Source organism: Streptomyces sp. IBSBF 3136 (assembly GCF_036815105.1).
Lineage (GTDB): Bacteria > Actinomycetota > Actinomycetes > Streptomycetales > Streptomycetaceae > Streptomyces.
The window spans coordinates 1-26,480 of the sequence record NZ_JAJSZC010000014.1; the positions used below are offsets into that span (position 1 = coordinate 1).

Annotated in this window: 25 protein-coding genes and 1 rRNA gene; 11 read left to right on the plus strand and 15 right to left on the minus strand. The window is 70.7% G+C overall.

What is annotated here, in order from left to right; all coding sequences use genetic code 11:
- Window positions 1–170 precede the first annotated feature (170 nt).
- A 5S ribosomal RNA gene (rrf, locus tag V7E45_RS04995) occupies window positions 171–287 on the plus strand.
- 108 nt (window positions 288–395) lie between these two features.
- Here rrf and V7E45_RS05000 read toward each other — a convergent pair.
- Window positions 396–944 carry a cysteine hydrolase family protein gene (locus V7E45_RS05000; RefSeq protein ID WP_333772841.1) on the minus strand — a complete coding sequence of 183 codons (549 nt, stop codon included), beginning with the start codon at window positions 942–944 and terminating at the stop codon, window positions 396–398.
- Between the two features lie 90 nt (window positions 945–1,034).
- Here V7E45_RS05000 and V7E45_RS05005 point away from each other — a divergent pair, with 90 nt between their 5' ends.
- Entirely contained in the window at window positions 1,035–1,601 is a 567-nt protein-coding gene (locus V7E45_RS05005) for a GNAT family N-acetyltransferase (RefSeq protein WP_333772842.1), read from the plus strand.
- A gap of 85 nt (window positions 1,602–1,686) precedes the next feature.
- Here V7E45_RS05005 and V7E45_RS05010 read toward each other — a convergent pair whose 3' ends face one another.
- The 6 genes from V7E45_RS05010 to V7E45_RS05035 form a co-directional block, all read right to left on the minus strand.
- A complete protein-coding gene (locus V7E45_RS05010; protein ID WP_333772843.1) occupies window positions 1,687–3,297 on the minus strand; it encodes a type IV secretory system conjugative DNA transfer family protein in 1,611 nt (536 codons plus the stop codon).
- Window positions 3,298–3,310: 13 nt separating this feature from the next.
- Window positions 3,311–4,723, minus strand: coding sequence for an ATP-binding protein (locus V7E45_RS05015; protein WP_333772844.1), 1,413 nt, complete (start codon window positions 4,721–4,723; stop codon window positions 3,311–3,313).
- Between the two features lie 14 nt (window positions 4,724–4,737).
- Window positions 4,738–6,297, minus strand: a complete 1,560-nt coding sequence (locus V7E45_RS05020; RefSeq protein ID WP_333772845.1) for an SCO6880 family protein — start codon at window positions 6,295–6,297, stop codon at window positions 4,738–4,740.
- A complete protein-coding gene (locus tag V7E45_RS05025; protein ID WP_333772846.1) occupies window positions 6,294–7,622 on the minus strand; it encodes a hypothetical protein in 1,329 nt (442 codons plus the stop codon). Before V7E45_RS05025 ends, V7E45_RS05020 begins: the two co-directional genes overlap by 4 nt.
- A complete protein-coding gene (locus V7E45_RS05030; RefSeq protein WP_333772847.1) occupies window positions 7,612–8,430 on the minus strand; it encodes a hypothetical protein in 819 nt (272 codons plus the stop codon). Before V7E45_RS05030 ends, V7E45_RS05025 begins: the two co-directional genes overlap by 11 nt.
- A 168-nt stretch (window positions 8,431–8,598) precedes the next feature.
- Window positions 8,599–8,907 (minus strand): hypothetical protein, encoded by a 309-nt coding sequence (locus V7E45_RS05035; protein WP_014673544.1) that lies wholly within the window; start codon window positions 8,905–8,907, stop codon window positions 8,599–8,601.
- Between the two features lie 490 nt (window positions 8,908–9,397).
- Here V7E45_RS05035 and V7E45_RS05040 point away from each other — a divergent pair, with 490 nt between their 5' ends.
- From V7E45_RS05040 to V7E45_RS05050, 3 genes are all read left to right on the plus strand, one after another.
- On the plus strand, window positions 9,398–10,168 hold the full coding sequence (locus tag V7E45_RS05040; protein ID WP_333772848.1) for a trypsin-like serine peptidase: 771 nt from the start codon (window positions 9,398–9,400) through the stop codon (window positions 10,166–10,168).
- 174 nt (window positions 10,169–10,342) lie between these two features.
- Window positions 10,343–11,350: a C40 family peptidase gene (locus tag V7E45_RS05045; protein ID WP_443055940.1), complete on the plus strand. Its 1,008-nt coding sequence runs from the start codon at window positions 10,343–10,345 to the stop codon at window positions 11,348–11,350.
- Between the two features lie 231 nt (window positions 11,351–11,581).
- The gene (locus tag V7E45_RS05050) at window positions 11,582–12,283 is read left to right on the plus strand and encodes a phosphatase PAP2 family protein (RefSeq protein ID WP_333772850.1); all 702 of its coding nucleotides are present in this window, start codon (window positions 11,582–11,584) and stop codon (window positions 12,281–12,283) included.
- A gap of 283 nt (window positions 12,284–12,566) precedes the next feature.
- On the opposite strand, the gene V7E45_RS05055 is transcribed toward V7E45_RS05050, so the two are convergent.
- Window positions 12,567–14,135 (minus strand): FAD-binding oxidoreductase, encoded by a 1,569-nt coding sequence (locus tag V7E45_RS05055; RefSeq protein WP_333772851.1) that lies wholly within the window; start codon window positions 14,133–14,135, stop codon window positions 12,567–12,569.
- A gap of 321 nt (window positions 14,136–14,456) precedes the next feature.
- On the opposite strand from V7E45_RS05055, the gene pstS reads away from it, so the two are divergent.
- The 4 genes from pstS to pstB all read left to right on the plus strand — a co-directional run bounded on the left by pstS (window position 14,457) and on the right by pstB (window position 18,629).
- Entirely contained in the window at window positions 14,457–15,587 is a 1,131-nt protein-coding gene (pstS, locus tag V7E45_RS05060; protein WP_333772852.1) for a phosphate ABC transporter substrate-binding protein PstS, read from the plus strand.
- A 125-nt stretch (window positions 15,588–15,712) separates the two neighbouring features.
- Window positions 15,713–16,720, plus strand: a complete 1,008-nt coding sequence (pstC, locus tag V7E45_RS05065; protein ID WP_333772853.1) for a phosphate ABC transporter permease subunit PstC — start codon at window positions 15,713–15,715, stop codon at window positions 16,718–16,720.
- Window positions 16,717–17,778 (plus strand): phosphate ABC transporter permease PstA, encoded by a 1,062-nt coding sequence (gene pstA, locus V7E45_RS05070; protein ID WP_333772854.1) that lies wholly within the window; start codon window positions 16,717–16,719, stop codon window positions 17,776–17,778. The genes pstC and pstA overlap by 4 nt, the downstream gene beginning before the upstream one ends.
- A 74-nt stretch (window positions 17,779–17,852) precedes the next feature.
- Window positions 17,853–18,629 (plus strand): phosphate ABC transporter ATP-binding protein PstB, encoded by a 777-nt coding sequence (gene pstB / locus V7E45_RS05075; protein ID WP_333772855.1) that lies wholly within the window; start codon window positions 17,853–17,855, stop codon window positions 18,627–18,629.
- 130 nt (window positions 18,630–18,759) lie between these two features.
- On the opposite strand, the gene V7E45_RS05080 is transcribed toward pstB, so the two are convergent.
- Both V7E45_RS05080 and V7E45_RS05085 read right to left on the minus strand, forming a co-directional pair.
- Window positions 18,760–19,758 (minus strand): inorganic phosphate transporter, encoded by a 999-nt coding sequence (locus tag V7E45_RS05080; protein ID WP_333772856.1) that lies wholly within the window; start codon window positions 19,756–19,758, stop codon window positions 18,760–18,762.
- A gap of 7 nt (window positions 19,759–19,765) precedes the next feature.
- Window positions 19,766–20,386, minus strand: a complete 621-nt coding sequence (locus V7E45_RS05085; protein ID WP_015493282.1) for a DUF47 domain-containing protein — start codon at window positions 20,384–20,386, stop codon at window positions 19,766–19,768.
- Window positions 20,387–20,592: 206 nt separating this feature from the next.
- On the opposite strand from V7E45_RS05085, the gene V7E45_RS05090 reads away from it, so the two are divergent.
- Window positions 20,593–20,898, plus strand: coding sequence for a metal-sensitive transcriptional regulator (locus tag V7E45_RS05090; RefSeq protein ID WP_317444165.1), 306 nt, complete (start codon window positions 20,593–20,595; stop codon window positions 20,896–20,898).
- A gap of 19 nt (window positions 20,899–20,917) precedes the next feature.
- Here the strand turns inward: V7E45_RS05090 and V7E45_RS05095 are convergent, their stop codons facing one another.
- Both V7E45_RS05095 and V7E45_RS05100 read right to left on the minus strand, forming a co-directional pair.
- Window positions 20,918–21,085: a hypothetical protein gene (locus V7E45_RS05095; RefSeq protein WP_333772903.1), complete on the minus strand. Its 168-nt coding sequence runs from the start codon at window positions 21,083–21,085 to the stop codon at window positions 20,918–20,920.
- A gap of 101 nt (window positions 21,086–21,186) precedes the next feature.
- Window positions 21,187–22,065: a hypothetical protein gene (locus tag V7E45_RS05100; protein ID WP_333772857.1), complete on the minus strand. Its 879-nt coding sequence runs from the start codon at window positions 22,063–22,065 to the stop codon at window positions 21,187–21,189.
- A gap of 144 nt (window positions 22,066–22,209) precedes the next feature.
- Here V7E45_RS05100 and V7E45_RS05105 point away from each other — a divergent pair, with 144 nt between their 5' ends.
- Window positions 22,210–22,383 carry a hypothetical protein gene (locus tag V7E45_RS05105; RefSeq protein ID WP_333772858.1) on the plus strand — a complete coding sequence of 58 codons (174 nt, stop codon included), beginning with the start codon at window positions 22,210–22,212 and terminating at the stop codon, window positions 22,381–22,383.
- A gap of 27 nt (window positions 22,384–22,410) precedes the next feature.
- On the opposite strand, the gene V7E45_RS05110 is transcribed toward V7E45_RS05105, so the two are convergent.
- The 3 genes from V7E45_RS05110 to V7E45_RS05120 are packed head-to-tail and all read right to left on the minus strand — an operon-like array spanning window position 22,411 to window position 26,378.
- On the minus strand, window positions 22,411–22,824 hold the full coding sequence (locus V7E45_RS05110) for an NUDIX hydrolase (protein ID WP_333772859.1): 414 nt from the start codon (window positions 22,822–22,824) through the stop codon (window positions 22,411–22,413).
- Between the two features lie 22 nt (window positions 22,825–22,846).
- Window positions 22,847–24,034, minus strand: coding sequence for a CHAD domain-containing protein (locus V7E45_RS05115; RefSeq protein WP_333772860.1), 1,188 nt, complete (start codon window positions 24,032–24,034; stop codon window positions 22,847–22,849).
- Window positions 24,015–26,378 carry an RNA degradosome polyphosphate kinase gene (locus tag V7E45_RS05120; RefSeq protein WP_443055941.1) on the minus strand — a complete coding sequence of 788 codons (2,364 nt, stop codon included), beginning with the start codon at window positions 26,376–26,378 and terminating at the stop codon, window positions 24,015–24,017. Before V7E45_RS05120 ends, V7E45_RS05115 begins: the two co-directional genes overlap by 20 nt.
- Window positions 26,379–26,480 lie beyond the last annotated feature (102 nt).

Consider the following 26,480-nt stretch of genomic DNA (forward strand, 5'->3'; position numbering starts at 1 on the left):
CTGGGTTGATAGGCCGGATCTGGAAGCCAGGTAACTGGTGGAGGTGACCGGTACTAATAGGCCGAGGGCTTGTCCTCAGTTGCTCGCGTCCACTGTGTTGGTTCTGAAACCACGAACAGCCCCACGTTCCACAGAGCGTGGTGCGGCATAGTTCAACAGTTTCATAGTGTTTCGGTGGTCATAGCGTGAGGGAAACGCCCGGTTACATTCCGAACCCGGAAGCTAAGCCTCACAGCGCCGATGGTACTGCAGGGGGGACCCTGTGGGAGAGTAGGACACCGCCGAACTCCTTTTGAGAAAAAGCCCCAACTCCGGGTACAACCCGTGAGTTGGGGCTTTTTCGCGTTTCCGTGTCGGCTGTCTCGGGCCGCCGGTCGGCGGCCCGAGGTCGGCTGCTAGAACGCCACCTCCGCCGTGTTCACGATCCCGCCCTGCCGGCCGGGGGCCCGGTGCCCCTCCCAGTACAGGTTGGTGTGGGCGATCACCTGGGCCGGGGCGGGAGCGCCGTACTCGGTCAGGTCCTCCGTGGTGTGGGCGTCGGCGACCAGCGTCGCGTCATAGCCGCGGACGACGGCTCCGTGCAGGGTCGAGCGGATGCAGATGTCCGTCTGGGCGCCCGCGACGACGAGCCGGCCCACCTTGCGCTCCGCCAGCACGGCCTCCAGGTCGGTGTCCTCGAAGGAGTCCGGGTACGCCTTGTGCACCAGGGGCTCGTCGTCCTGGCGCTTGAGTTCCGGCACGTACTCCCAGGGCTCGGTGCCCCGGGCCAGTGACGCGTCGGAGTGCTGGACCCAGACGACCGGCACGTGCGCCGAGCGGGCCCTGCCGACCAGGGCGTCGATGTTGGCGATGACGCCGTCGCGGTCGTGGGCGTCCGCCACGACGCCGTTCTGGACGTCGATGATGAGCAGTGCGGTGTGCGGGCGATCGGGAAGCGTGGTCATGCGCCCACCGTAGGGGCCGCCACTGACAACCGCGGGCTACCGCGGCTTATATCGGATGAGCCGCCGCCGGGCCGCCGCTACCGTGACTGCATGAGCACTCAGACCGGCGAAGGCCACGTCGTCCGTCCGATACGCCCCGACGAGTGGGCCGCCGTGAAGCAACTCCGGCTGGACGCGCTGCGGGACCCGGCCGCGCCCATGGCGTTCCTCGAGACCTACGAGGACGCCGTGGCCCGGCCGGACTCGTTCTACCGGGAGCGCGCCCAGCGGTCCGCGGAGGAGCCCAGCGGGGCCCGGCAGTTCATCGCCGAGGCGCCGGACGGCACCTGGGCCGGGTCCGTCACCGTCCTCATCGAGGAGGCCGGCACCGAGGACTGGGCCGGGTACCCGGTGGAGCGCCGCCAGGGGCACCTGGTCGGGGTGTACGTACGGCCGCAGCAGCGCGGGACCGGGCTGGTCAAGGCGCTGTTCGACGCCGGTGTGACCTGGGCCTGGGAGCGCGGTGCCGAGCGGGTGCGGCTGCTGGTGCACGAGGCCAACGCGCGGGCCCAGGGGGCGTACCGCAAGGCCGGGTTCGTGCCGAGCGGCGTCTCCGTGTCCTTCGTGAAGGACGAGGCCGAGAACGAGCTCGAGTTCGTCCTGGACCGGCGTCCCTAGGGCCTGTTGCGAAAGTGGCCTCGTCGCCCGGAGGGCGGCCGCGCGCCGGGCGTCGCACGGCAGAGGACCACTTCCGCAACAGGCCCTAGTCGCGGGGTCCGGCCGGGGCCTGGACCGGCAGCTCCTGGTGGGGCCAGCGGGACCGGGCCTGTTCGCGGGAGCGGAGCAGGGCGAGCGTGGGCAGGCCCTGGCCGGCTCCGGTGGCGAGCAGGTCGGGCAGTTGGGGCAGGGGTGCCACGGCCGCGACGTCGTCCAGGACCAGGGTCAGTGGTGGGTCGAGCCGACCGGAGGATGACCGTTCGGCCATGTGCCGGCCGCGCTCGACCACGCTGGAGACGAGGGCCGTCAGGAAGGGCATCGCGCCCGGGTTGGTCCTGGGGTCCTCGATGGATTCACCGACCACATAAAGCGTGCCCCCTTCGTGGACGAAGGAATCCAAGGCGAGGGCATCAGTTCGGTTTGGTGTGCAAGCCTCGCGGATGTTGACCGTGGAGAGGGCGGCCAGCGCCCGGCTGGTCAACTCCTGGGCCATGTCCCGGCGTTCCGGGTATGCGGTGAGGGCCGCTTCCAGCTCCCCGGCGGCTCCCGGGGCGGCCTTGGGATGGGTGCGCAGGGTGCGTACGGCGTCCTGGATCTGGGTGCCCTGGGACCAGCGGTGGACGTGCCGGACGGTGCGGGACTCCAGGGCGGCGGCGTGCAGGTAGCTGCGCAGCAGCGTGGTCGCGGTGTCGGTGACCGCCTGGTCGATCCTGGCGGTGGGCTGTACGGGGGCGAGCAGGGCCTTCGCCCGGTCCAGGGCCGTCTGCCTGTCCTGGCAGCCGGCCGTGGGGGACCAGTGCAGCCGGGCCGGGGTGTCGCAGCGGTGGGCGGGATCGTAGAGCAGGGTGGGGCCGAGCTTGGCCCGGGCGTCCTTGGTGTCCTGCCAGAGGGCCGGGTTCGAGGTGACGACGAGGGCCGGGCCCTCCGCGTCGCGCACGGCCTGCACGGCGGCCGGGTGGCGGCTCGCCGGTGGTCCGTAGCGCACCGATGCCTCGGGGCGGTCGGTCTCCCAGCCGCCCGGCCGGCCACCGCCGACGGGGACCCGCTCCATCGGCACCGCCGGCTGCGCGGTCTCCACCGGCTGTGCCGTCTCCGCCTGCTCCGCCGTCTCCGCCTGCTCCGCCGCCGGTCCCGGCCTCGGCTCCGGCGGCGGCTCCTGCTGTGGCCCGGGCCTCGGTTCGGTGCGCGGTTCGGGGACCTCGTACGGTTCGCGCGGCTGTGCGGCCGGTGCCGCGGCCTGCGCGCGTCCCTGTGCCGCGCCACGGTCGAACGCCCGGCGCACCCGGCCCGCCCGCCACCTCGCCAGCGTGCCCATCACGAACAGGGCGAGGACGAGGAGGATCATCAGCTGGCCGATGAGCAGGCCCCAGAACAGGCCCCAGCCGGAGAGCTGGGAGGCGGGGGTGCCCGGCCAGGCGCCGGTGAGGTCGTGCGGCCGGCCGATGAGGTGGCGCATGGCCAGCGGGGTGCGGGTGAAGGTGACGCCGTCGGGCCAGGTCCCCCGGGAGAACAGGCCCGACAGGCCCGTCGCCGTCCACACCAGCACCGTCATGCCGACGAGGAAGGCGAGTATGCCGATCAGCAGGCCGTCGGGGATGCCGCCCTGCCCGCCCCGGCGGGGGTCGCCACGGTCGTCACGGCGGTCGTCCGGTCTCACTCTCGTTCTCCCTCTACGCCACCGTCGATTCGGAGTCGCCCAGGTGCTGTTCCACGAAGGCCGCCGCCCGCTGCTCGGCCTCCAGCTCGGCCGCGCGCAGGGCGTCGTCGGCCGTCAGGTCGCTGGAGGACTCGGTCATGGCGCGGTCGGTGAAGACCAGCGGCCGTTCCGTCTCCGTGACCAGGTGTTTGACCACCTGGACGTTGCCGTTGACGTCCCAGACGGCGATGCCGGGAGTGAGGGTGGGAATGATCTCCATCGCCCAGCGGGGGAGGCCCAGGACCCGGCCGGTCGCTCTGGCCTCGTCCGCCTTCTGGGCGTAGATCGTTCTCGTCGAGGCCATCTTGAGGATCGCCGCCGCCTCCTTCGCGGCCGCTCCGTCCACCACGTCCGAGAGGTGGTGGACGACGGCGACGAAGGACAGGCCGAGGCGCCGGCCGAACTTCAGCAGCCGCTGGAACAGCTGGGCCACGAAGGGGCTGTTGATGATGTGCCAGGCTTCCTCGACCAGGAAGATGCGCTTCTTGCGGTCGGGGCGGATCCAGGTGTGCTCCAGCCACACGCCGACGATCGCCATCAGGATCGGCATGGCGATGGAGTTGCGGTCGATGTGGGAGAGGTCGAAGACGATGAGGGGGGCGTCGAGATCGATGCCGACCGTGGTGGGACCGTCGAACATGCCCCGCAGGTCACCGTCGACCAGCCGGTCCAGGACCAGGGCGACGTCGAGTCCCCAGGCCCGTACGTCGTCTATGGCGACGTTCATCGCCTCCGCCGACTCCGGCTCGGGGTGGCGCAGCTGCTCCACGATGTCGGTGAGCACCGGCTGGCGGTCGAGGATGGACTCGTTGACGTAGGAGTGGGCGACCTTGAGGGCGAAGCCGGCGCGCTCGTCCAGACCGTGGCCCATCGCGACCTCGATGATGGTGCGCAGCAGGGCGAGCTGGCCGGTGGTGGTGATCGACGGGTCCAGCGGGTTCAGGCGGATGCCGTGGTTCAGGGCGGCCGTCGGGTCGAGGCGGATGGGAGTTATCCCCAGCTCCTGCGCGATCAGGTTCCACTCGCCCACGCCGTCCTCGCCCTGGGCGTCCAGGACGACGACCTGGCGGTCCTTGAAGCGCAGCTGCCGCAGGACGTAGGTCTTCTCCAGCGCCGACTTGCCGTTGCCGGACTCGCCGAGGACCAGCCAGTGCGGGGCCGGGAGCTGCTGGCCGTAGAGCTGGAAGGGGTCGTAGATGTACCCCTTCCCGGAGTAGACCTCGCGGCCGATGATGACGCCGGAGTCGCCGAGGCCGGGCGCGGCGGTGGGCAGGTAGACCGCCTGGGCCTGGCCGGTGGAGGTGCGCACCGGCAGCCGGGTCGTCTCGACCTTCCCGAACAGGAAGGACGTGAAGGCGTCCGTGAGGACGGACAGCGGGTCCCGCATCAGCGCATCAGCCCCTACCGTCGAATGCCGGTGGCGAAGGGAAGTGTGTTCACGAACGCCCGGTGGTGCTCTCGGTCGCACCACTCCAGCTTCAGGTACGACTTTCCGGCGGACGCCCTTATCGTCCGCTTGTCGCGGTTGAGGGACTCCGGGGAGCGGGAGGAGACGGTGATGTAGCCGACCAGGTTGACGCCGGCCGCGCCGCTGGCGAGGTCCTCGCCGCGCTGGTCGAGCCGGTGGTTGGCGGCGATGTCGCGCGGGTCGACGGTGCGGTTCATCTTGGCGGCGCGGGAGGCCTCGGCCTCGTCGTTGGTCTTCTCGGTCAGCATGCGTTCGATGGCTACCTCGGTGGGCTCGAGATCCATCGTGACGGCGACCGTTCGGATGACGTCCGGGGTGTGGACGAGCAGCGGTGCGAGGAAGTTGACGCCGACGGGAGTCATCGGCCACTCCTTCACCCAGGCGGTGGCGTGGCACCAGGGGGCGCGGGTGGCGGACTCGCGGGTCTTGGCCTGGAGGTAGGTGGGCTCCATGGCGTCCAGCTCGGCCGGCCAGGCGTTGCGCTTGCTCATCGCCTGGATGTGGTCGATGGGGTGGTCGGGGTCGTACATGGAGTGGATGAGGGAGGCCAGTCTGCCCTGCCCGAGGGGCTGGCGGACGCGGATGTCGGCCTCCTGGAGGCGCGAGCAGATGTCGGTCAGCTCGCGGGCCATGACGACGGCGAGACCGGCGTCCCGGTCCAGCTTGCGGCCGGACTGCGGACGGGCGGCCCGCGCCATGGCCTGGGCCTCGGCGGCCAGTTCGCGGGTGTAGTGCATGCAGGCGACGAGGTAGGCGCGGTGCTGCTCGCTGCTGGTGGAGACCATGGACTGGAGCTGGTCGTAGGAGTGGGACAGCCAGTCCGGGGCCTTGTCGTCGCCGCGGACGGCGACGTCCTTGGCGTGTGCGTCGGGGTCGGCGGGCAGGGTGCGGGCGAGCATCTGCAGCCGGGTGACGAACCCGTCCCCGTTGGCGACGTGCTTGAGCAGGGTGCCGAAGCGGTCGACGAGGGCTTCCTGGTCCTCGGAGTCGCGCAGGCCGACGCCGGGGCCCTCGATCTCGATGCAGGCGGTGACCGTCCTGCGGTCGGCGTGCAGCAGTACGGCGATCTCGTCGGGTCCGAAGGGCGCGGCGAGCCAGTTGATCCGGCCGATGCCGGGCGGCGGGCCGATCTCGACCTCCCGCCCGTCGAGCCGGGTGCCGGCCTCCATGGCGGTGGAGCGGTAGGCGGCGCCGCGCTTGACGGTGCGCTTGTAGGAGCGGTTGACCTCGAACCACTTGTAGAAGGTGCGGCGCTTGTACGGCACGTAGACCGCGGCGAGCGCGAGCAGCGGGAAGCCCGTCAGCAGCACGATGCGCAGGGACAGGACCGGGACGAGGAGGCCGCACATCATGCCGAGGAACGCGCCGGCGACGATCAGCGCGATCTCTCCGGACTCGCGGTTCCTGCCGATGATCGCGTTCGGCCGCGCGCGGCCGATCAGATACGTACGGCGGGGCGTGACCGGATGGGACAGGTGGGACTCGGTCGTCAACGCCCTTCACCTCCCGAGCGGTTGCTGTTGCGGGTGTTGCTGGCGTGCGGGGTGTTGGCCGGGCTGGGCGCGCGCGGCGCGGGTGCGGCGGAGGGGACGGCTCCGCCGCCGCCCTGGGAGCCGCGGCTGCTGTGGGCGGCGACGCCGCCGGAGGCGGGGTTGGCGGGGCGGGCGGCGCTGGAGCCGCCGCCCCCTCCGTTGTTGTCGGCGCGGGAGCTGTGGGTCTTGATGCCCTGGGCGACCAGGGTGGCCGGTGAGCTGATGACGGCGGCGGCCTTGCTCTCGGCGCCCTGCATCATGCGGTTGTTGCGGGAGCCGGCGATCTCGTCGCCGAAGCCGGGCACGAAGCGGTAGATCATCGCGCTGGCGAAGATCGCGAGCAGGATGATGGCGAGGCCGGAGACGACGGCGGAGAAGGCGTCCGGGCCGCTGTCGCCGGAGAGCGCGCCGGCGAGGCCGAGCACGATGACGATCACCGGTTTGACCAGGATCACGGCGATCATGATGCCGGCCCAGCGGCGGACGTGGCCCCACAGGTTCTTGTCCACCAGGCCGGCGTAGACGACGGTGCCGAGGAGGGCGCCGACGTAGAGCAGGGCGGCGCGGATGACCAGTTCGAGCCAGAGGACGCCGGCGGCGAGGATGCTGACCAGGGAGACGACGATCAGCATGATCGGTCCGCCGCCGATGTCGTTGCCCTTGCCGAGGGCGCCGGAGAAGGTGCCGAAGAACGTGTTCGTCTGGTCGCCGGTCGCCTTCGCGAGGACATCCGTGACGCCGTCCGTCGCCGAGACGACGGTGTAGAGGATCAGCGGGGTGAAGGCGGAGGCGAGGACGGTCAGCCAGAGGAAGCCGACGGCCTCGGAGATGGCGGTGGTGAGGGGGACCCCGCGGACGGCTCGCTTCGCCACGGCGAGCAGCCACAGCAGGAGCGTGAGGATGGTGGACGCGGCGAACACGACGGCGTACTGCTGGAGGAACTTGGTGTTCGTGAAGTCGACGTTCGCGGTCTCCTTCACGGCGTGACTGAGCTTGCCGATGGTCCAGGAGGCGGCGTCGGCACAGCCCTTGGCCAGGGAGGCGAGGGGGTCGAGCGTGGAGCCGAGGGGGTTGTCGGGCGTGAGGCTGGAGGGTCCGCCGCTTTTCGATCCGTTGTCCTTCTCGCAGAACTGGCGTGCGGCGCCGTGGATCAGGTCGCAGGGGTCGTTGCTCTTCGACGGCGAGGGTGTGGGGGCGGCGAGGGCCCGTGTGGCCGTGAGGACCGCTGCCGTCTGGACGGCCGTGACGGCGGCTGCCAGGGTGAGTACGCGCCGGTTAGCGGGCATAGGTGAACCCTCCGTACTCTTCGACGGCCTTTGACATCTCGTCCGAGCTGGAGGCCTTGTCGTCGCCGGGGACAGGCGCCGGGCCTTCGTTCTGGGAGTGCGTGATGATCTTCCAGTCGTTCGCGGTCCACTCGAGTTTCATCGTGATGGTGAACCAGCTGTTCGTGACCGGGTTGGTGGACTTGTCGCCCGCGAGCCCGAGGAGCCCGCTGCACCAGACCTCGACCGTCGCGGTGTCAGCGGTCGCCTCGGTGACCTTGGTGCCGATCGGGCTCGTGCGTGAGACGAACGTGTAGCCCCGGGGAGCCGCGCCGTCCTTGCTCAGGCCGAGGCTCTGGTTGAAGGCCGGCGTGTACGCCTTGTCCATCGCCGCGACCGAACTCGTGACGTGCGAGGGTGACATGACGGCCTGCAGGACGAAGTCCCGGCTGGCCTTGTTGAACATCTCGGCGGACCCCAGCGCCACCGCATAGTTCGCGGCAGCGCTCTGCGCGCCCTGTTCCGTGTGGGCGAAGCCCGAGGGGATCGTGCCCGTCTTCGTCTGGACCGGGCGGGTCCCGCTGGCTCCCGTCGCCGCGGCCTTCGGCTGGTCCTTCTTCGCGGGGGAGTCGCTCGACGAGGAGCCGTCCCCCCTGTTCGCGAAGGCGATCGCGGCGATGAGGAGGACGACCACGCCGACCACCGTGACCAGGCCCCGGGAGGAGGAGCGGCCGGTTCTGCGGGGTGCGCCGCCGTAGGGGTCGCCGTCGGGCAGGCGGGTCCGGGTCTGGCCCGTCTCGGTGTACCCCTGCTCGTCTGTGGGACTCATGCCGAGTACGCCCCCTCCACGTCGTAGACATACGACGGTAGCCGTGCTGGTTCCCGCGCGGGCGCGGTGTGGTGACTCGACATCAGGGAAACGCAACCTCAGCCGGTGGGCACGACGGGTGGGTGGGTGGAGGGGTACGGCCGGGCGTGCCCGGGGCGGAAGGGGGTGTCAGACCGCCATGCCGTACACGATCGTGAACAGGGTGCCCAGTGATCCGATGATGAAGACCCCGGTGAGGCCGGCGATGATCAGGCCCTTGCCCTGTTCAGCGCTGAAGGTGTCCCGCAGGGCCGTGGCGCCGATCCGCTGTTTGGCCGCGCCCCAGACCGCGATGCCGAGGCAGAGCAGGATGGCGACGGCCATCACCACCTCGATCATCACCTTGGCCTCGTTGCCCAGGCTGCCGAACGGGCCCCAGTCCGGAGCGATCCCGCCGATGATGGTGTTGATGTCTCCCTTGTCGGCCGCAAAGAGCATGTAAGTCACCGCCCCTGGTGGGTAGTTCCGCGTGGCCCCTGCGGTGTGCAGAGGTCAGGCCTCATTCTCGCCGACAACGCGGCTGTCGTATGTCGACTTGACGTCATTGACTGGCGGGTTTCGTACGAATGACCCGTACGGTCACTCTGTGTATCACGGCAGGTCACGCCGGGCAACGAGGTCGGTGCGGAACCTGTCGTGTGGTTCCGTCGTTGACCTTCTTCGGCCTTCTCCACGTCCTGGGACGGGTTCTGACGGCCGGTCGGGTGAGGTGTCGAGACGATGTTCTCACGGCCGGGGAGGCGTCCGTGGAGCGCTCCTCGTGCGGTGGGGGACGGGCGCGCCGGGCGCCGGAGCCGTACGGGGCCGAGGAAGCCGCCGACGGCCGGACCGGTGTTGCGCGGGCCCGGCGGCCGTAGGGATGGTTCTCAGGAAAATCTCAGTGAAGTCGGGACGGGATTCTCACCTTCGTGGGGAAGAGTGACGCCTGATGAAGCGCTTCGCACGCATCTGGCCCCCCTCGCGGCCCGCCCTGGGCTGCGCGGTCATCACGCTCGCCCTGACCTCCGCGTCCGTGGCATCGGCCGATGACGGGCCCGGGCCCTTCGGGGTCACCGCCGAGACGGCCGTGACGCGGCACACCGTCCGGGTCGGCGCGCTGTTCGGCGCGGACCGGGCCGACCGGCTGTCCGGTGGGCACTTCTGCACCGCCTCCGTCGTGCACAGCCCCGGTCGCGACCTGATCGTCACCGCCGCGCACTGCGTCGACGGCGACGACGGCGATCTGGTGTTCGCGCCGGGGTACCGGGACGGGCAGGCGCCCTACGGGGTGTGGAAGGTGGGCAAGCGGTTCCTGCCCGACGGGTGGGCCAAGGGGCAGGACGAGGACAGCGACATCGCCTTCGCGACCGTCGGGGAGCTGGACGGGCGGCGGGTCGAGGACGTGGTCGGCGGGAACCGGTTCGCCCCCGGCACGGCCACCGGAGCGACCGCCGTGACCGTCACCGGCTACCCGGACGCCCGTGAGGTGCCCATCAGCTGCACCAACAAGCCGGTCCCGCACAGCGGCACCCAGCAGCGCATCGACTGTCCCGAGTTCACCGGCGGCACCAGCGGCAGCCCCTGGGTGAACGGCGACCGGCAGGTCGTCGGCGTGCTCGGCGGGCACGAGCAGGGCGGCTCCACCCCGGACACCTCGTACAGCGTGGTGCTGGGCAGGGAGGCCGCCGAGCTGTACAGGGACGCCACGGCCCGCTCCTGAACCAGGCCCCCCGCCGGGTCGGGGTCCGGCCCTGGCCGAAGGACGCCCACTGCTCCGGACGGGTGAATGGCCGGTACCCCGACGGGACAGATTCCGACCAGCGCCGGATACGGCCGGCTCCGGGACCGGCGGCCGTAGACTGGCTCCGGCGTACTCCCGGGCGGCGAGGGGCGGTTGACGGTGCGTAAGGCGTGGATCGCGGTTGCCGCCGGCGTCGGCGGTGCGCTCGCGTTCGTGATGCTGCTCGTCGTGGGCGTGTACATCGTCGCCGGAAACCTGGTCAACAGCGTCACCACGGGCAGCCGCGGGCTCGCCAAGGGGGCGGTGCCGGCCGCCTACAAGCCCCTCGTGCAGCAGTGGGGCAACCTGTGCCCGGCGCTCAGCCCGGCCCTGCTCGCCGCGCAGTTGTACCAGGAGAGCGGCTGGAACCCGACCGTCGTCAGCCCCGCCGACGCGCGCGGGATCGCCCAGTTCATCCCCGGTACCTGGGCGACCCACGGCATCGACGGCAACGGAGACGGCAAGCGCGACATCTGGGACCCCGCCGACGCGATCCCGTCGGCCGCTTCGTACGACTGCGAACTGGCCAAGTACGTCAAGGACGTTCCGGGAAACGTCTCGGACAACATGCTCGCCGCCTACAACGCGGGCGCCTACCGGGTCATCAGGTCCGGTGGGGTGCCCGGCATCAGCGAGACGCAGAACTACGTCAAGCGGATCCGCAGTCTGGAGAAGTCCTTCGCCGCGCCGGTCCGCCGGCTCGACCCCACCCGGCAGGCGGCGGGCGCCATCGCCTTCGCCCAGAGCAAGCTCGGCACGCCCTATCTGTGGGGCGGCAACGGCACCGCCGACCAGGGCGGACGCTTCGACTGCTCGGGGCTGACCAAGGCCGCGTACGACAAGGTGGGCATCGGTCTGCCCCGGGTCGCCAACGACCAGTACAACGCGGGCGCACACCCCACGCGAGACCAACTGCTCCCCGGTGACCTGGTGTTCTTCTCCGACGATCTCACCGACTCGCGGGCCATCCGGCACGTGGGGATCTACGTGGGGGGCGGATACATGATCGACGCACCGCGCTCGGGTGCCGTGATCCGCTTCGACCCGGTCGACACCCCCGACTACTTCGGGGCCACCCGGGTCACCGAAGATGGCGCGAAAGCACTCCCGACGGCCGTGTGAACCGAGTGTGAACCCACCCCCTGAGCTGGGGTGATGAGTCTCTCTTCGATAACGTCTGCGTGATCATTCGGTGGAGAGTGGAACGTATCAAGGGGACCTGTGCGTTCCTGTTGACGTAGCCGAGCGGACGTCAGTGCGCCAGTGCAGCGGAAGCGGATCTACGACCCACGGGGGGCCAGGAGCGGCGCACACGAGGTGCGTCCGGGAAGACGACGAAGGGGCCGCAGCACCATGGCTGTACTCGCCGAATCCGGATCGAACCCCGACGTCGGCCTGCTCTACGACATCAACGGCCTGGCCAAGGACGCACCGCACTGGTTCGACCGGGTCATGGAGTTCGTGGGCGAGTACGGACTGCTGGTCGCGATGGTGCTGCTGGTGCTGTCGTGCTGGTGGTCGGTGCGCCGCCGGGGTGGTGAGGACGCCGCTTCCTCCGTGGCCGCCCTGGTGTGGGCGCCGCTCGCGGCCGGGCTCGCGGTGCTGGTGAACGTCCCGATCCGCGGCTTCGTCGAACGCCCCCGCCCCTTCGTCGACCACCGGGGCCTGGACGTCCTCGTCTCCGGCAAGACCGACTTCTCCTTCGTCAGCGATCACGCCACCATCACCATGGCGCTCGGTGTGGGCCTCTTCGTCGCCAACCGCCGCTTCGGGCTCGCGGGTATCGGGCTGGCGCTGCTGGAGGGCTTCTGCCGGGTCTACATGGGCGTGCACTACCCGACCGACGTCGTCGGCGGGTTCGCCCTCGGCACGGCCGTCGCGCTGCTGCTGTCCCCGCCGGCCATGGCCCTGCTGACCCCGCTGATGAAGGCCGTGGAACGGTCGCCGCGGGCAGGGTGGCTGGTGCGCGCCCGGACGGCGCCCGGCGATCGGGACAACACCCTGCTCCCCGGCGCACGCAGGCCGGCGGACTCGGAAAAGGACCTGGCCGCGTAGCGTCCGGCGCAGCTTCCACCCCGGCCGGGCCGAACCCCGCCCGGCGGGCCCCGCGCCGGCTCAGCGGACCCGTGCCCTCCGGACGGCGGGCGTGCTCCGTAGGCCGGCCCGGCGAGCGTTCCACGAGGCCCTGCGCCGCGCCTCCGCCGGCTCGGCAACCCTGGGCCTCCACGAACCCCGCTCGGCAGGCGCGCTCCGCGGGCTCTGCGCCTTCAGAGGGGCCCCGCGTCTCCGCCGAGCCCGCTGCGCAGGGCCCTGCGGTGCCGGGCCCTCCTCGGGCGCCCTACACCCCCTGCTTGTACGAGAAGAACCGCTGGGGGTCGTACTGCTTCTTCACCTTGGTCAGGCGGGTGGCCGCGTCGCCGTAGTACGCCTTGCGCCAGTCGGTCAGCGTCGGGTCCGTGTAGTTCTGGTAGGCCGCGCCGGAGGCGTACGGCTTCATCGCGGTGTGGGCCGAGGTCAGCCAGGACTGTGCCGTGCCGCCGGAGGCGCCCGCGCCCCAGGAGGCGATGTACTGCGCCAGCATCCGGGAGCGGCGGTGGACGAACGCCGTGGCCGTGGGGGAGACGCGGTTGACCGCGCCGCCCAGGGCGGTGAACGCGATGCTGCCCCCGCCGCCCCGGACCGCGCCGATCTGCCGGAGCAGGGTCTGCACGCCCGCCGAGGACAGGGAGCGGTCGAAGAAGTCGGAGCGGGCCGCGTAGGTCTCCCGGCCCAGGGCGCCCTGGGGGGAGCGGCCCGGGGTGGAGCCCGGCAGATGGCACTGGGCGTCCGTGGAGAAGGAGGAGCAGCCGGCGTAGATCTCCATCGCCTCCTCGTAGCCGCGCCGCCGCAGGGTCACGGACCGGGCGTCGGCGCCCGCCTTGTGGGCCAGCCGGTCCACCGCGTTCTGCAGTTCGCCGTAGGTGCCCAGGGAGAAGCAGGCCACGGAGATGCTCGGTGTGCCGCCCGGCGTGTTCGACAGGTGCAGCGAGGACCAGATCTCGTCGGGCTGGGTCGGTCCCCATTCCTGCCAGGCCTTGAACACCGCCGCCGCCTTCGACCAGGACCAGGTCAGGTACGCGGTGACCGCCTGCGGCGCCGGGTGGGTGCGGAACTGCAGCTCGGTGACGACGCCGAAGTTGCCGTTGCCGGCGCCGCGCAGCGCCCAGAAGAGGTCGGAGTGGGAGGTGGCGTTCGCGGTGACCTGGGTGCCGTCCGCGGTGATCACGGTGGCCTGGGTGAGGCTGTCGCAGGTCAGGCCGTAGGCGCGGGAGGCGACGCCGTGGCCGCCGCCGAGTACCAGGCCGGAGACGCCGACCGTGGGGCAGGAGCCCGCCGGTATGGTCACACCCTTCGCGCCCAGCGCCCGGTAGACGTCGATGAGCTTGGAGCCGGCGCCCACCACCGCCTGCCCGCCGCTGACCCGGACCCGGTTCAGCCTGGACACGTCGAGGATCAGGCGGTTGTCGCCCGAGGAGTAGCCGGCGTAGGAGTGGCCGCCGTTGCGTATCGCCACCTGTATCCCGTGGGAGTGGGCGTAGGCCAGGGTGGTGCGGATGTCGTCGGCGTGGGCGACGTAGGCGACCGCGGCCGGCTTCAGGCCGTCGAAGCGGGTGTTGTAGAGCTGGTGGGCGGTCTTCCAGGACGCGTCACCGGGGCGTATGAGCGGGCCGTCGAGGTCCCGGGCCAGGGCGGTCCAGTTGGCGGCGGCGGCCTGAGTGGTGGTCTTCATGGCCGTGACCGACGATGTAGACGACGCGGACATGTGCGCCGGGCGCCCGGCGGACGTGCCCGGGCCAGTACTGCAACCGGTCAGCGCGGTCGCCGCCAGCGCGGCCGCGCCGCCCGATATGAACGTACGCCGTTCCATGTCTGTCGCCCTTCCTCGGCTCTCCTGGAACGAGACGACGCCATACGCACAAGGGTTCCCTCGGACAGGGTGGCGAACGTCGAAGGGGTGTCCGCGTCACCCTCGCCGTCGGGACCTTCGCGTGCCCTCCCCGTAAGCATTCCGTGACCTCACCGAGGCGACGGCAGGGGTTCACCCGCCGTTCACTTCTGGCCATCGGCGGCTTCACCTGTTCTGCCTAATTTCGGCCGTGCACGGTGCGGAGTGCGGCCCTACGAGCGCTCGCGCACTACTCCCTCGCACGCCGCCCACCGCGGCGGCTCCTGGAAGGAACTCCCGAAAGTGAAGCTTCAGCGCAAGAACCGGCTGCGCGCCCTTTCCCTCGGTGCGATCGCGGTCTCCGGCGCCCTGGCCCTGACGGCGTGCGGCTCGGACGACAACGGCAGCAGCACCTCGGGCGGCAAGTCGACGGCCTCGGCCAACGCCAGCTCGGTCAAGTGCGACAACGCCAAGGGCCAGCTGCTCGCCGACGGCTCCTCCGCGCAGAAGAACGCGATCGACGCCTGGGTCAAGACCTTCTCCCAGGCCTGCGGCGTGCAGATCAACTACAAGGGCGGTGGCTCCGGCGCCGGCGTGACCGCGTTCACGCAGGGCCAGGTCGCCTTCGCCGGTTCCGACTCCGCGCTGAAGCCGGAAGAGGTCGCCGCCTCCAAGAAGGTCTGCAACGGCGGCCAGGGCATCGACCTCCCGATGGTCGGCGGCCCGATCGCCCTCGGTTACAACGTCCCGGGTGTCGACAACCTGGTCCTGGACGCCCCGACCCTTGCGAAGATCTTCGACAGCAAGATCACCAAGTGGAACGACCCGGCGATCGCCAAGCTGAACAAGGGCGTCAAGCTGCCCGACCTCAAGATCCAGGCGTTCCACCGCTCGGACGAGTCCGGCACCACGGACAACTTCACCAAGTACCTGATCGCCACCACCCCGGACAACTGGAAGTACTCCGGCGGCAAGGCATGGCAGGCCAAGGGCGGCCAGTCCGCTCCGCAGTCCGCGGGTGTGGCCCAGCAGGTCAAGCAGACCTCCGGCGCCATCGGCTACTTCGAGCTGTCCTACGTCAAGGACGGCATCAAGGCCGTCTCCATCGACACCGGCGCCAGCAAGCCCGTCGCCCCGAGCACCGACAGCGCCACCGCCGACATCGCGGCCGCCAAGGTCGTCGGCACCGGCAAGGACCTGACGCTGAAGCTCGACTACAAGACCAAGGCCGAGGGCGCCTACCCGATCACCCTGGTCACGTACGAGATCGTCTGCGACAAGGGCAACAAGGCGGACACCCTGCCCGCCACCAAGGCGTTCCTCCGCTACATCGCCAGCGAGGACGGCCAGAAGGTCCTGTCGGGCATCGACTACGCGCCCGTCCCCGACGCGATCATCGGCAAGGTCCGCACCACCATCGAGGGCCTGAGCTGACCTGATCCGAGAGTGCGGCCCGGTCCACACGGATTTCCCGGGGACCGGGCCGCACCGTCCGGTGCACCGCCGCCAAGAGCCGCACACCCCCTGCGGGCGCACGGCTCAGCAGACCGGAGAACCCGATGGACATATCGACGAAAACAACCGACGCACCTCCCCCCGCCCCGCGTCCCACCGAGACCGAGGTCAAGCGCGCCGCCCGCGGCGCCACCCGGCCCGGTGACCGGATCTTCCTCGGCCTGACCCGCGGCTCGGGCATCCTGCTCCTGGTGATCATGGCCGCGATCGCGGTCTTCCTCACCTACCGTGCCTCCCTCGCCATCAGCAAGGACCACGGCAACTTCCTGACCACCTTCGAGTGGAACACCAACCTCCTGCCGCCGACGTTCGGCATCGCGGTCCTGGCGTTCGGCACGATCGTCTCCTCCGTCGTCGCCATGGTGCTCGCGGTCCCGGTCGCGGTCGCCATCGCGCTGTTCATCACGCACTACGCGCCGCGCCGGCTCGCCGGTCCGGTCGCCTACGTGATCGACCTGCTCGCCGCCGTACCGTCCATCGTGTACGGCCTGTGGGGCGCGCTGGTGCTCGTCCCGCACATGAACGGCCTCTTCGGCTGGCTCAACGACTTCTTCGGCTGGACCGGCCTCTTCTCCTGGGACGAGGGCGCCCCGCGCTCGATGCTCACCGTGGGCATCCTGCTCGCGATCATGATCCTGCCGATCATCACCAACGTGAGCCGCGAGGTCTTCCGCCAGGTCCCGCGCATGCACGAGGAGGCGGCCCTGGCCCTCGGCGCCACGCGCTGGGAGGTCATCCGCATGTCCGTGCTGCCCTTCGGCCGCTCCGGCGTGATCTCCGCCTCGATGCTCGGCCTCGGCCGCGCGCTGGGCGAGACGATGGCCGTGGCCACGGTGCTCTCCCCGTCCTTCGACATCCAGGCCAGCCTGCTCAACCCGGGCGGCGGCACCTTCGCGCAGAACATCGCCAGCAAGTTCAGCGAGGCGACGGAGTTCGGCCGGGACGCGCTCATCGCGTCCGGTCTGGTCCTGTTCGTCATCACCCTGCTGGTCAACGGCGCGGCCCGGCTGATCATCGCCCGCCGCGCGGAGTACTCGGGGGCCAACGCATGAGCACCGCAGCCGTCAGCCACAAGCGCCACAGCACCCTGCGCGGCGCCAGCCTGCCCAAGTGGTCGCCCTGGGCGATCGCCGCCGGCTCCGTCGCCCTCGGCATCGGCATCTCGTTCGCCGCCGGACTGCACAGCAGCGTCCAGTGGGGTCTGATCGCCGGGCTCCTGTTCGTCCTGGGCACGTACGTGATCGCCGCGCGCGTCGAGGGCCGCAGGCAGGCCAAGGACCGCGTCATGACCAGCCTGGTCTGGGTCGCCTTCGTGGTCGCCGTGGTGCCGCTGGTCTCCCTGATCTGGGTGACCGTCGCACGCGGTGTGAAGGTCCTGAACCTCTACTTCCTGACCCACTCGATGGGTGTCGTCGCCGACACCGAGCCCGGCGGTGGCATCTACCACGCCATCATCGGCAGCCTGGAGCAGGTCGGCCTCGCCACCCTGATCGGCGCCCCGATCGGTGTGCTCACCGCGATCTACCTGGTGGAGTACGGGCGGGGCAAGCTCGCCAAGGCGGTCACGTTCTTCGTCGACGTCATGACCGGCATCCCGTCGATCGTCGCGGGTCTGTTCATCCTCAGCCTGATGCTCATCTTCAAGATGCAGCCGTTCGGCTTCGCCGGTTCGCTGGCCCTGGCCATCCTGATGATGCCGGTCGTGGTCCGCTCCACCGAGGAGATGCTCAAGCTCGTCCCGAACGAGCTGCGCGAGGCGTCCCTGGCCCTCGGTGTGCCGAAGTGGCGCACGATCCTGAAGGTGGTCCTGCCGACCTCGATCGGCGGCATCACCACCGGCATCATGCTGGCGGTCGCCCGTATCGCCGGTGAGACCGCGCCGGTGCTGCTGCTGGTGTTCGGCAACCCGTTCATCAACAACAACCCCTTCGAGGGTGCTCAGGCGTCGCTGCCGCTGTACATCTACCAGCAGTTCGCGAACAGCGCGGGTAGCGGTGCGGCGTACGACCGGGCGTGGGCGGCCTCGCTCGCGCTGATCGCCTTCGTGATGATCCTCAACCTGGTGGCCCGCGGGATCGCCCGCTGGAAGGCCCCGACGACCGGTCGCTGAGCATCGACCAGCGGCTACCGGCCGGATGGCGGCCACCCAGCGACCGAGCTTGAATTTCTGGAAGTGAAGTAGACATGGCCAAGCGAATCGACGTAAGCGGGCTCACCGCCTACTACGGATCCCACAAGGCGATCGAGGACATCTCGATGTCCGTCGAGCCGCGCTCGGTGACGGCGTTCATCGGCCCGTCCGGCTGCGGCAAGTCGACGTTCCTGCGCACCCTGAACCGCATGCACGAGGTCACCCCCGGTGGCCGGGTCGAGGGCAAGGTGCTCCTCGACGACGAGGACCTGTACGGCTCGGGCATCGACCCGGTGTCGGTGCGCCGCGAGGTCGGCATGGTCTTCCAGCGCCCGAACCCCTTCCCGACCATGTCGATCTTCGACAACGTGGCGGCGGGGCTGCGCCTGAACGGCAACTACAAGAAGAGCGAGCTGAACGACGTCGTCGAGAAGTCGCTCAAGGGCGCGAACCTCTGGAACGAGGTGAAGGACCGCCTGAACAGGCCGGGCTCCGGTCTGTCGGGCGGCCAGCAGCAGCGTCTGTGCATCGCGCGGGCGATCGCCGTCGAGCCGGACGTCCTGCTCATGGACGAGCCCTGCTCGGCCCTCGACCCGATCTCCACGCTCGCCATCGAGGACCTGATCGGTGAGCTGAAGGAACGGTTCACGATCGTCATCGTGACGCACAACATGCAGCAGGCGGCGCGCGTCTCGGACCGTACGGCGTTCTTCAACCTGGCCGCCGTGGGCCAGCCGGGCCGGCTGATCGAGATCGATGACACCGAGCGGATCTTCTCCAACCCGTCGGTGCAGGCCACGGAGGACTACATCTCCGGCCGTTTCGGCTGATCCCCAGACCCCTCGCGGTGCTGCTGGGGGGTGCCACCGCTTGCACCCAGAGGGCCCCCCCCCGGGCGCCGGGGGGGGGCCCCAGCGCGTTGCTCGGGACCGGCGTCGGGGGCGGGGCCCCCTGCGGTGACTACAGAACCGTCAGGTTGATGATCCCGAAGGCCGCGGCGGCGACCAGGGCGGCCGCCGGCATGGTGATGAACCAGCCGAGGACGATGTTCTTGGCGACGCCCCAGCGGACGGCGTTCACCCGCTTCGTCGCGCCCACGCCCATGATCGCCGAGGTGATCACATGGGTGGTCGAGATCGGCGCCTTGAAGAGGTAGGCCGTCGTGAACATGATCGACGCGCCGGTGGTCTCGGCGGCGAAGCCCTGCGGCGGGTCCAGCTCGATGATCTTGCGGCCCAGCGTGCGCATGATGCGCCAGCCGCCCGCGTAGGTGCCCAGCGACAGCATCGCGGCGCAGACGATCTTCACCCACACCGGGATCGGGTCGCCGTACGTCTCGTGGCCGGAAATCACCAGTGCCATCACCACGACACCCATCGTCTTCTGGGCGTCCTGGAGGCCGTGGCCGAGCGCCATGCCGGCCGCCGAGACGGTCTGCGCGATGCGGAAGCCGCGCTTGGCCTTGTGCGGGTTGGACCTGCGGAACAGCCAGAGGATCGCCGTCATGACGATGTAGCCGATGATCAGTCCGACCACCGGCGACAGGAACATCGGGATGATGACCTTGTCGACGACGCCGTTCCACAGGACCTCGGTGCCGCCCGCCAGCGCGGCGCCGACCAGGCCGCCGAACAGGGCGTGCGAGGACGAGGAGGGCAGCCCGAAGTACCAGGTGACCAGGTTCCAGACGATGGCGCCGACCAGGGCCGCGAAGAGGATTCCCAGCCCCGTAGAGCCCTTGGGCGTCTCGATCAGGCCCTCGCTGACGGTCTTGGCGACCCCGGAGCCCAGGAAGGCGCCCGCGAGGTTCATCACCGCGGCCATGGCGAGCGCCGCCCGGGGGGTCAGCGCCCGCGTCGACACCGAGGTGGCGATGGCGTTGGCGGAGTCGTGGAAGCCGTTCGTGTACGTGAAGAAGAGCGCGACCGCGATGGTCACGATCAGGGCGAAGGTGTCCATCGACGCCTCAGGACTCCTTGACGGCGATGGTCTCCACCGTGTTCGCCACGTGCTCGAACGCGTCCGCCGCCTCTTCCAGCACGTCCACGATCTGCTTGAGCTTCAGCACCTCGATCGCGTCGTACTTGCCGTTGAAGAGGTGGGCCAGCAGCTTGCGGTGGATCTGGTCCGCCTGGTTCTCCAGACGGTTCACCTCGATCCAGTACTCGGTCAGGTTGTCCATCGTGCGGAGGTTCGGCATGGCCTCCGCCGTCAGCTCCGCGGCCCGGGCCAGCACCTCGATCTGCTGCTCGACGCCCTTGGGGAGCTCCTCGACGTTGTAGAGGACGACGAGGTCGACGGCCTCCTCCATGAAGTCCATGATGTCGTCGAGCGAGCCGGCGAGGGCGTAGATGTCCTCGCGGTCGAAGGGCGTGATGAAGGAGGAGTTCAGCTGGTGGAAGATCGCGTGCGTGGCGTCGTCACCGGCGTGTTCCGCTGCCCGCATACGCTCTGCGATCTCGGCCCGGGCGGAGGAGTCCGCCCCGAGCAGTTCCATCAGGAGTTTCGAGCCGGTGACGATGTTGTCCGCGGAAGCGGCGAACATGTCGTAGAAGCTCGTCTCCCTGGGGGTCAGACGAAAGCGCACGTGGGGTCCTCGGGGTGCTTCGGTTTCGGTCAGGGTGATGCTAGGCGCATCATCCGGCCACGGCTATCGGGCCGCCCTCCAGTGTCGCCCATCGGGCACGCCGATCATCACCGGGGCGTACCAAGGCCCCTCTACCCCGCCAAATTCGGTACCATATACCCACCAGGGGTATGTATCCGAAGTTCGTCCCGAAACGGAGGCCCGCGATGACGACGACCGAGGCCGGCGCCACGCACGGTTACCACAAGCAGAAGGACGAGCACCTCAAGCGACTGCGCCGGATCGAGGGCCAGATCCGCGGCCTGCAACGCATGGTCGACGAGGACACCTACTGCATCGACATACTCACCCAGGTGTCCGCCTCCACCAAGGCCCTGCAGTCCTTCGCCCTGCAACTGCTGGAGGAGCACCTGCGGCACTGCGTGGCGGACGCGGCCCTCAGGGGCGGGGACGAGATCGACGCGAAGGTGGACGAGGCCACGAAGGCCATCGGCCGGCTGCTGCGCACCTGAGCGGCCGGACCCGGGATTTTCACACCTCGGCGGATTCCCGCTCCTCGGCCACCCGCAGCACCTCGTCGATGCTCTCCATGCTCAGCCGGTCCTCGGCGGCCGAGGCGGCGATGATCAGCTCGCCGCACAGCTCGATCTCGGCGAGGGCCACGTGGTCCTGGACTGCCGTACCGCCGAGCGGAGCCACGTGCGTCACCTCTTCTCTGCCGACACCGACTTCCTAGGGTAGGCAGGGCTCTACACACCGCGCATGGCACGGACGGGCTAGTCCCCGGGAGGCGTCCCGGACTAGTGCCCCGGCCGGTTCCCGGTGGCGCTCTCCGCGATCCGGCCCGCGTAGATGTCCCGTGGGCTGGGCAGACGCACGTCCACCGGGGTACCGAAGTCGTACAGCAGGGTCGTCGAGGCGACCGCGACCGCCGTCTTCTCGCGGCCGTTCACGAAGCTGAAGTGCTGCCGCAGCTTGCGGACGCGCCCCTGGTCGTCCAGATAGGCGTCGAACGGGACCGCGGGTGTGGCGAACCCTTTCGCCGCCGCCCGCAAGGGCTCCCGGTCGTCCGCCGAGGCGGCCGCGGCCGCGCGGGACAGGTCGGCCGTGCCGCGGTAGTGCCGCACCTCGATCCCGCCGACCTCCTCGCGCCCCAGGTACGTCGCCGTACGCGTCCCGCGCAGCACCTCCGCCGCCGCGTACGGGTCCGTCACACCGCCGGTGACCAGATTGCCGTCGGACAGGGAGGCGGCCTCCACCCGGACCCACTTGTCGGCGGGCACGCCCGCGCCCCGGTTCTTCATGAAGAGTGCTCCCGGTGCCAGCAGCTCGGTGATGGGGCGGTGCTCGGAGGTGCCGGCGGGATCCTCCGGCAGCACGACGGTCAGCTGCCCGAGCCGGCGCCGGTAGTCGTAGTGACCCTTGCCGCGGATGGTGACGCGGGTGCCGCCGGTCGCCATCTCCATGGAGGTGCTCGCCTTCGAGCTGCCCGCCTCCCGCAGGGCGCCGGCGGCCTGCGCGAGGACGGCCACCGGGTCGCCGCCCGCGCCGTTCACCCCCTCGGCCGCCGCTCCCCTGCCGGAGCACCCCGTGGCGCCCGCCGCGAGCCCGGCCGTGATCGCCAGGATCTCCACCGCGACGACCGTTCTGCCCGACCGCCTGTGCTGCCGCCGATCCATCGCCTGCCTACCCCCAGCCGGTACGTCCGTCACGGGCCCCCCGTCGTTCCGGTTAACGACCGGTAGGGGGTGCCGTCACGCACTGCACCAGGTCGGGGAAAGGGCATACAAACCTTTGACCGGGGTGTCGGTAACGTTGTCACCGTGGCGCAGCAGGAGGGGGCGGAGCGGGCTCCGCGGGGGCAGGACCATCTCACGACTACGACCGAACAGGGCCGCTTCTGCGTGGCCCGCTGTGCCTGCGGCTGGCGCGGACCGGCCCGCCGGGCGCGCAGCCAGGCCAGAACGGACGCGGAGGCCCACACGGCCGGCCTCTGAGCCGCCCGGCGGGCCGGTCCCGCGGGGCTACAGGTGCCCGGACGGCTGGACGAGGGCGTCCACGAGGTCGCGGTCGCGGGGCTGGGTCAGCCGGCCGCGGGCCGCGGCGGGGGAGAGCCACAGGACGCGGTCGACCTCGTCGTTCGGCGCGAAGCGGCCGGCGACGGCCTCGGCCGCCCAGTAACGCACCTGCTTGGGGCGGCCGTTGGCCAGGTAGCGCATGGTCGGCAGCTCGTTCCCGGGCACGGCCGTGTACCCGGTCTCCTCGGCGACCTCGCGCAGCGCTCCGGCGAGCGAGTCCTCGCCCCGCTTCAGCTTGCCCTTCGGGTGGGACCAGTCGTCGTACTTGGGCCGGTGGACCAGGCAGATCTGCAGATCGCCGTCCACCGGCGAGCGGCGCCACAGGACGCAGCCCGCCGCCTGGACCGTGGTGTCGTTCACACCGCCTCCTTCGGGGTGAGGATCAGGACGCGCCGACCGCCTGCTTCTGCCACGCCTGCTGGAAGGCGAACCTGGCCGCCTCCACCTCGTGCCGCTGGTCGGCGTGGAGCACGCCCAGGGCGTACGCCGTCGCCGGCGTGATGCGGGGCGTACGGGCCGCCTGCGCGGCCGCGCTCGCCGCCTCCGAGGCGTCCCGGTGCCGGTTCAGGGCCAGGCCCGCGGCCGGCAGCCCCGCGGCCACGTCGGCCTTGCCGCCGGACAGCACCTCCCGGGCGTAGCGGTGCAGGCGCAGCAGCAGACGCACCTGGTGCCAGGGGGCGTCCTGCGGGTGCGGGGCCGGGTCCGGTGACAGGCCGTGCACCAGGGCCGCGGCGTTGTAGGGGTGGCCGGCGGTGAGCAGGGGCAGGGCGGCCACGGAGTCCGTCAGGCGTTCCTCGGCCGCGGCGGCGAGGGGACGCAGGCCGGTGGTGAGGGCGGCGGGCGTCAGGGGCACCTCGCTGGCGAGTAAGGCGACCTTGTCGGCGACCGCGTGGAAGCGGGAGGAGCCGAGGGCCTGAAGCGCCGTGGAGTGGGCCCTGGTCCTGGCCAGGGTCAGCTGACGCTCCAGCAGCGCGCCCGCCTTGGCCGCGCCGACCGTCAGGTTGCCGCGGTCCGGCGTGGGCGCCGGGCGGGCGGGGCCCACGGTGTCCTGCGGTGCCTCCGCCAGGCCCGCCTGCGCCCGCCCGAGGGTGCTCGCGGCGCCGGCCCGTGCCGTTCCCGCGGTCCGGGCGCCCCCGGCCAGGGCGGCCACGGAGCCGCCCTGTGGTGCCGTCGTGCCCGCGGCCACGACGCTCTGCTCCGGGAAGCCGGCCGCGCCGGACAGCCGGTGCAGCGCGAGCAACAGCCGTTCGAGGCGGGAGGCGTAGGCGTGCTCCAGACCCAAGGTGCCGGAGAGCCAGGCCAGTTCGGGCCTGATCTCCTCGGACCAGTCGGCGTCCAGCAGCGGGCGGAAGGTGTGCAGGCTGCCGCTGATGCGGCGGGCCGAGCGGCGCAGCGCCCGGGCCGCGTCGACGGTCTCCTGCGCGCCGCTGGCCGTGCCGCCGCCCGTCTCACGGTGCAGGCGCAGCGCGCGCAGGAACTCCGTGGCCTGGGCGCGCAGGTAGACCGCGAGCGCGTCCCCCGTCACCTCCGGGGCCCCGGGGTCCGTCGGGTCAAGGTGTTGCTGTGCCACGCCGGCGCCTCCGGGCGTCTATGAGCATCTCCTGGACGTTGCGCAGCGGCTGTCCGTCCGCGTCGGTCGCGTGCCGGGTCCACTCGCCGTCGGCGCCGAGGTGCCAGGAGGCGGTGGTGTCGGACATGCCGGTGTCGAGCAGCCGGTTCAGGGCCGCCCGGTGGCCGGGGTCGATGACCCGGACCAGGGCCTCGATCCGGCGGTCGAGGTTGCGGTGCATCATGTCGGCGCTGCCGATCCAGACCTCGGGCTCGCCGCCGTTGCCGAAGGCGAACACCCGGGAGTGCTCCAGGAACCGGCCGAGGATGGAGCGGACCCGGATGTTCTCCGACAGGCCCGCGACACCCGGCCGGACGGCGCAGATGCCCCGTACCCAGACGTCGACCGGCACGCCCGCCTGGGAGGCGCGGTAGAGCGCGTCGATGACCGCCTCGTCGACCATCGAGTTGACCTTGATGCGGACGAAGGCGGGGCGGCCCGCGCGGTGGTGCTGGATCTCCTTGTTGATACGGGCGACCAGACCGTCCCTGAGGGACTTGGGGGCGACCAGCAGGCGCCGGTAGGTCTCGCGGCGCGAGTAGCCGGAGAGGCGGTTGAAGAGGTCGGAGAGGTCGGCGCCCACCTGCGGGTCGGCGGTGAGCAGGCCCAGGTCCTCGTACAGCCGGGCGGTCTTGGGGTGGTAGTTGCCCGTGCCGACGTGGCTGTAGCGGCGGAGCGTCTCGCCTTCCTGGCGGACCACCAGGGACAGCTTGCAGTGCGTCTTCAGGCCGACGAGGCCGTACACGACATGGCAGCCGGCCTCCTCCAGCTTGCGCGCCCACTTGATGTTGGCGTGCTCGTCGAAGCGTGCCTTGATCTCGACCAGGACCAGGACCTGCTTGCCGGACTCGGCCGCGTCGATGAGCGCGTCGACTATGGGGGAGTCGCCGGAGGTGCGGTACAGCGTCTGCTTGATGGCGAGCACGTCGGGGTCGGCCGCCGCCTGCTCCAGGAAGGCCTGGACGGAGGTGGAGAAGGAGTCGTACGGGTGGTGCAGCAGCACGTCCCGGGCGCGCAGGGCCCCGAAGATGTCCGGCGCGGACGCCGACTCGACCTCGGCCAGGTCACGGTGGGTGCCCGCGATGAACTTCGGGTACTTCAGCTCGGGGCGGTCGAGGCTGTGGATGCGGAAGAGGCCGGTGAGGTCCAGGGGGCCGGGGAGCGGGTACACCTCGGCCTCGGAGATCTTCAGCTCGCGCACGAGGAGGTCGAGCACCTCGCGGTCGATGGACTCCTCGACCTCCAGGCGCACCGGCGGCCCGAAGCGGCGCCGCATGAGTTCCTTCTCCAGGGCCTGGAGGAGGTTCTCCGCGTCGTCCTCCTCGACCTCCAGGTCCTCGTTGCGGGTGAGCCGGAACGCGTGGTGCTCCAGCACCTCCATGCCCGGGAACAGCTCCTCCAGGTGCGCCGCGATGACGTCCTCCAGCGGGACGTACCGGCCGGGCGCGGCCTCCAGGAAGCGGGAGAGCAGCGGCGGCACCTTCACACGGGCGAAGTGCTTGTGGCCGCTGACCGGGTTGCGCACGACGACGGCCAGGTTCAGCGACAGGCCGGAGATGTACGGGAACGGGTGCGCTGGGTCCACGGCCAGTGGGGTCAGCACGGGGAAGATCTGGTGCCGGAACAGGGTGAACAGGCGGGCCTGTTCCTTCTCGGTCAGCTCGTTCCAGCGGACCAGGTGGATGCCCTCCTCCGCGAGCGCGGGGGCGACGTCCTCGTGGTAGCAGGCGGCGTGCCGGGCCATCAGCTCGCGCGAGCGGGCCCAGATCATCTCCAGCACCTCGCGCGGCTGGAGGCCGGAGGCGGAGCGGGTGGCGACGCCCGTGGCGATCCGGCGCTTCAGACCGGCCACCCGGACCATGAAGAACTCGTCCAGGTTGCTGGCGAAGATGGCCAGGAAGTTGGCGCGCTCCAGCAGGGGCGTGTTCGGATCCTCGGCCAGTTCCAGGACGCGCTCGTTGAAGGCGAGCCAGCTGCGCTCCCGGTCGAGGAACCGGCCCTGCGGCAGTGGTGCCCCCTGGCCCTCCGCCTCCTCGTAGACGTCGAGGTCGGCGTCGAGGTCGGGTTCGAGATCGGACACCGCCGCGGACACGGCATGCTGGCGGTGCGCGGCTATGGAGCCCACGGAGGGCTGGACGTGCTGGACCTGCTGGACCTCTGCCTGGGTGTCTTGCTGACTCATGAACCCATTCTTCCGCGCCAGGGGCGAGACAGGCGCGTCGGAACGTGCGGGCGGGAGCTTGACGGCCCCGTTCCCCGCGGGCCCCTCGGGGGGCGGCGAAGGCTCTGGCACGGCGGGCTTCATTGGCCGAGCGTCGCAAGCCCGTCTGAATCGATGGTTACGGAGACATGACGTCCGGGATATCGGGGAGCGGCCCCCCGGGGGTGCGCCCTCGCCCGTGGCAGG

What these genes read in the sequence shown, in the direction of transcription:
- V7E45_RS05000 (WP_333772841.1), bottom strand. Translation starts at nt 944, where the DNA reads ATGACCACGCTTCCCGATCGCCCGCACACCGCACTGCTCATCATCGAC.
- V7E45_RS05015 (WP_333772844.1), bottom strand. Translation starts at nt 4,723, where the DNA reads ATGCGGGACCCGCTGTCCGTCCTCACGGACGCCTTCACGTCCTTCCTG.
- V7E45_RS05120 (WP_443055941.1), bottom strand. Translation starts at nt 26,378, where the DNA reads ATGAAGCCCGCCGTGCCAGAGCCTTCGCCGCCCCCCGAGGGGCCCGCG.
- V7E45_RS05100 (WP_333772857.1), bottom strand. Translation starts at nt 22,065, where the DNA reads ATGGATCGGCGGCAGCACAGGCGGTCGGGCAGAACGGTCGTCGCGGTG.
- V7E45_RS05040 (WP_333772848.1), top strand. Translation starts at nt 9,398, where the DNA reads ATGAAGCGCTTCGCACGCATCTGGCCCCCCTCGCGGCCCGCCCTGGGC.
- V7E45_RS05025 (WP_333772846.1), bottom strand. Translation starts at nt 7,622, where the DNA reads ATGCCCGCTAACCGGCGCGTACTCACCCTGGCAGCCGCCGTCACGGCC.
- V7E45_RS05005 (WP_333772842.1), top strand. Translation starts at nt 1,035, where the DNA reads ATGAGCACTCAGACCGGCGAAGGCCACGTCGTCCGTCCGATACGCCCC.
- V7E45_RS05035 (WP_014673544.1), bottom strand. Translation starts at nt 8,907, where the DNA reads ATGCTCTTTGCGGCCGACAAGGGAGACATCAACACCATCATCGGCGGG.
- pstB (WP_333772855.1), top strand. Translation starts at nt 17,853, where the DNA reads ATGGCCAAGCGAATCGACGTAAGCGGGCTCACCGCCTACTACGGATCC.
- V7E45_RS05080 (WP_333772856.1), bottom strand. Translation starts at nt 19,758, where the DNA reads ATGGACACCTTCGCCCTGATCGTGACCATCGCGGTCGCGCTCTTCTTC.
- V7E45_RS05090 (WP_317444165.1), top strand. Translation starts at nt 20,593, where the DNA reads ATGACGACGACCGAGGCCGGCGCCACGCACGGTTACCACAAGCAGAAG.
- V7E45_RS05030 (WP_333772847.1), bottom strand. Translation starts at nt 8,430, where the DNA reads ATGAGTCCCACAGACGAGCAGGGGTACACCGAGACGGGCCAGACCCGG.
- V7E45_RS05050 (WP_333772850.1), top strand. Translation starts at nt 11,582, where the DNA reads ATGGCTGTACTCGCCGAATCCGGATCGAACCCCGACGTCGGCCTGCTC.
- pstC (WP_333772853.1), top strand. Translation starts at nt 15,713, where the DNA reads ATGGACATATCGACGAAAACAACCGACGCACCTCCCCCCGCCCCGCGT.
- pstA (WP_333772854.1), top strand. Translation starts at nt 16,717, where the DNA reads ATGAGCACCGCAGCCGTCAGCCACAAGCGCCACAGCACCCTGCGCGGC.
- V7E45_RS05055 (WP_333772851.1), bottom strand. Translation starts at nt 14,135, where the DNA reads ATGGAACGGCGTACGTTCATATCGGGCGGCGCGGCCGCGCTGGCGGCG.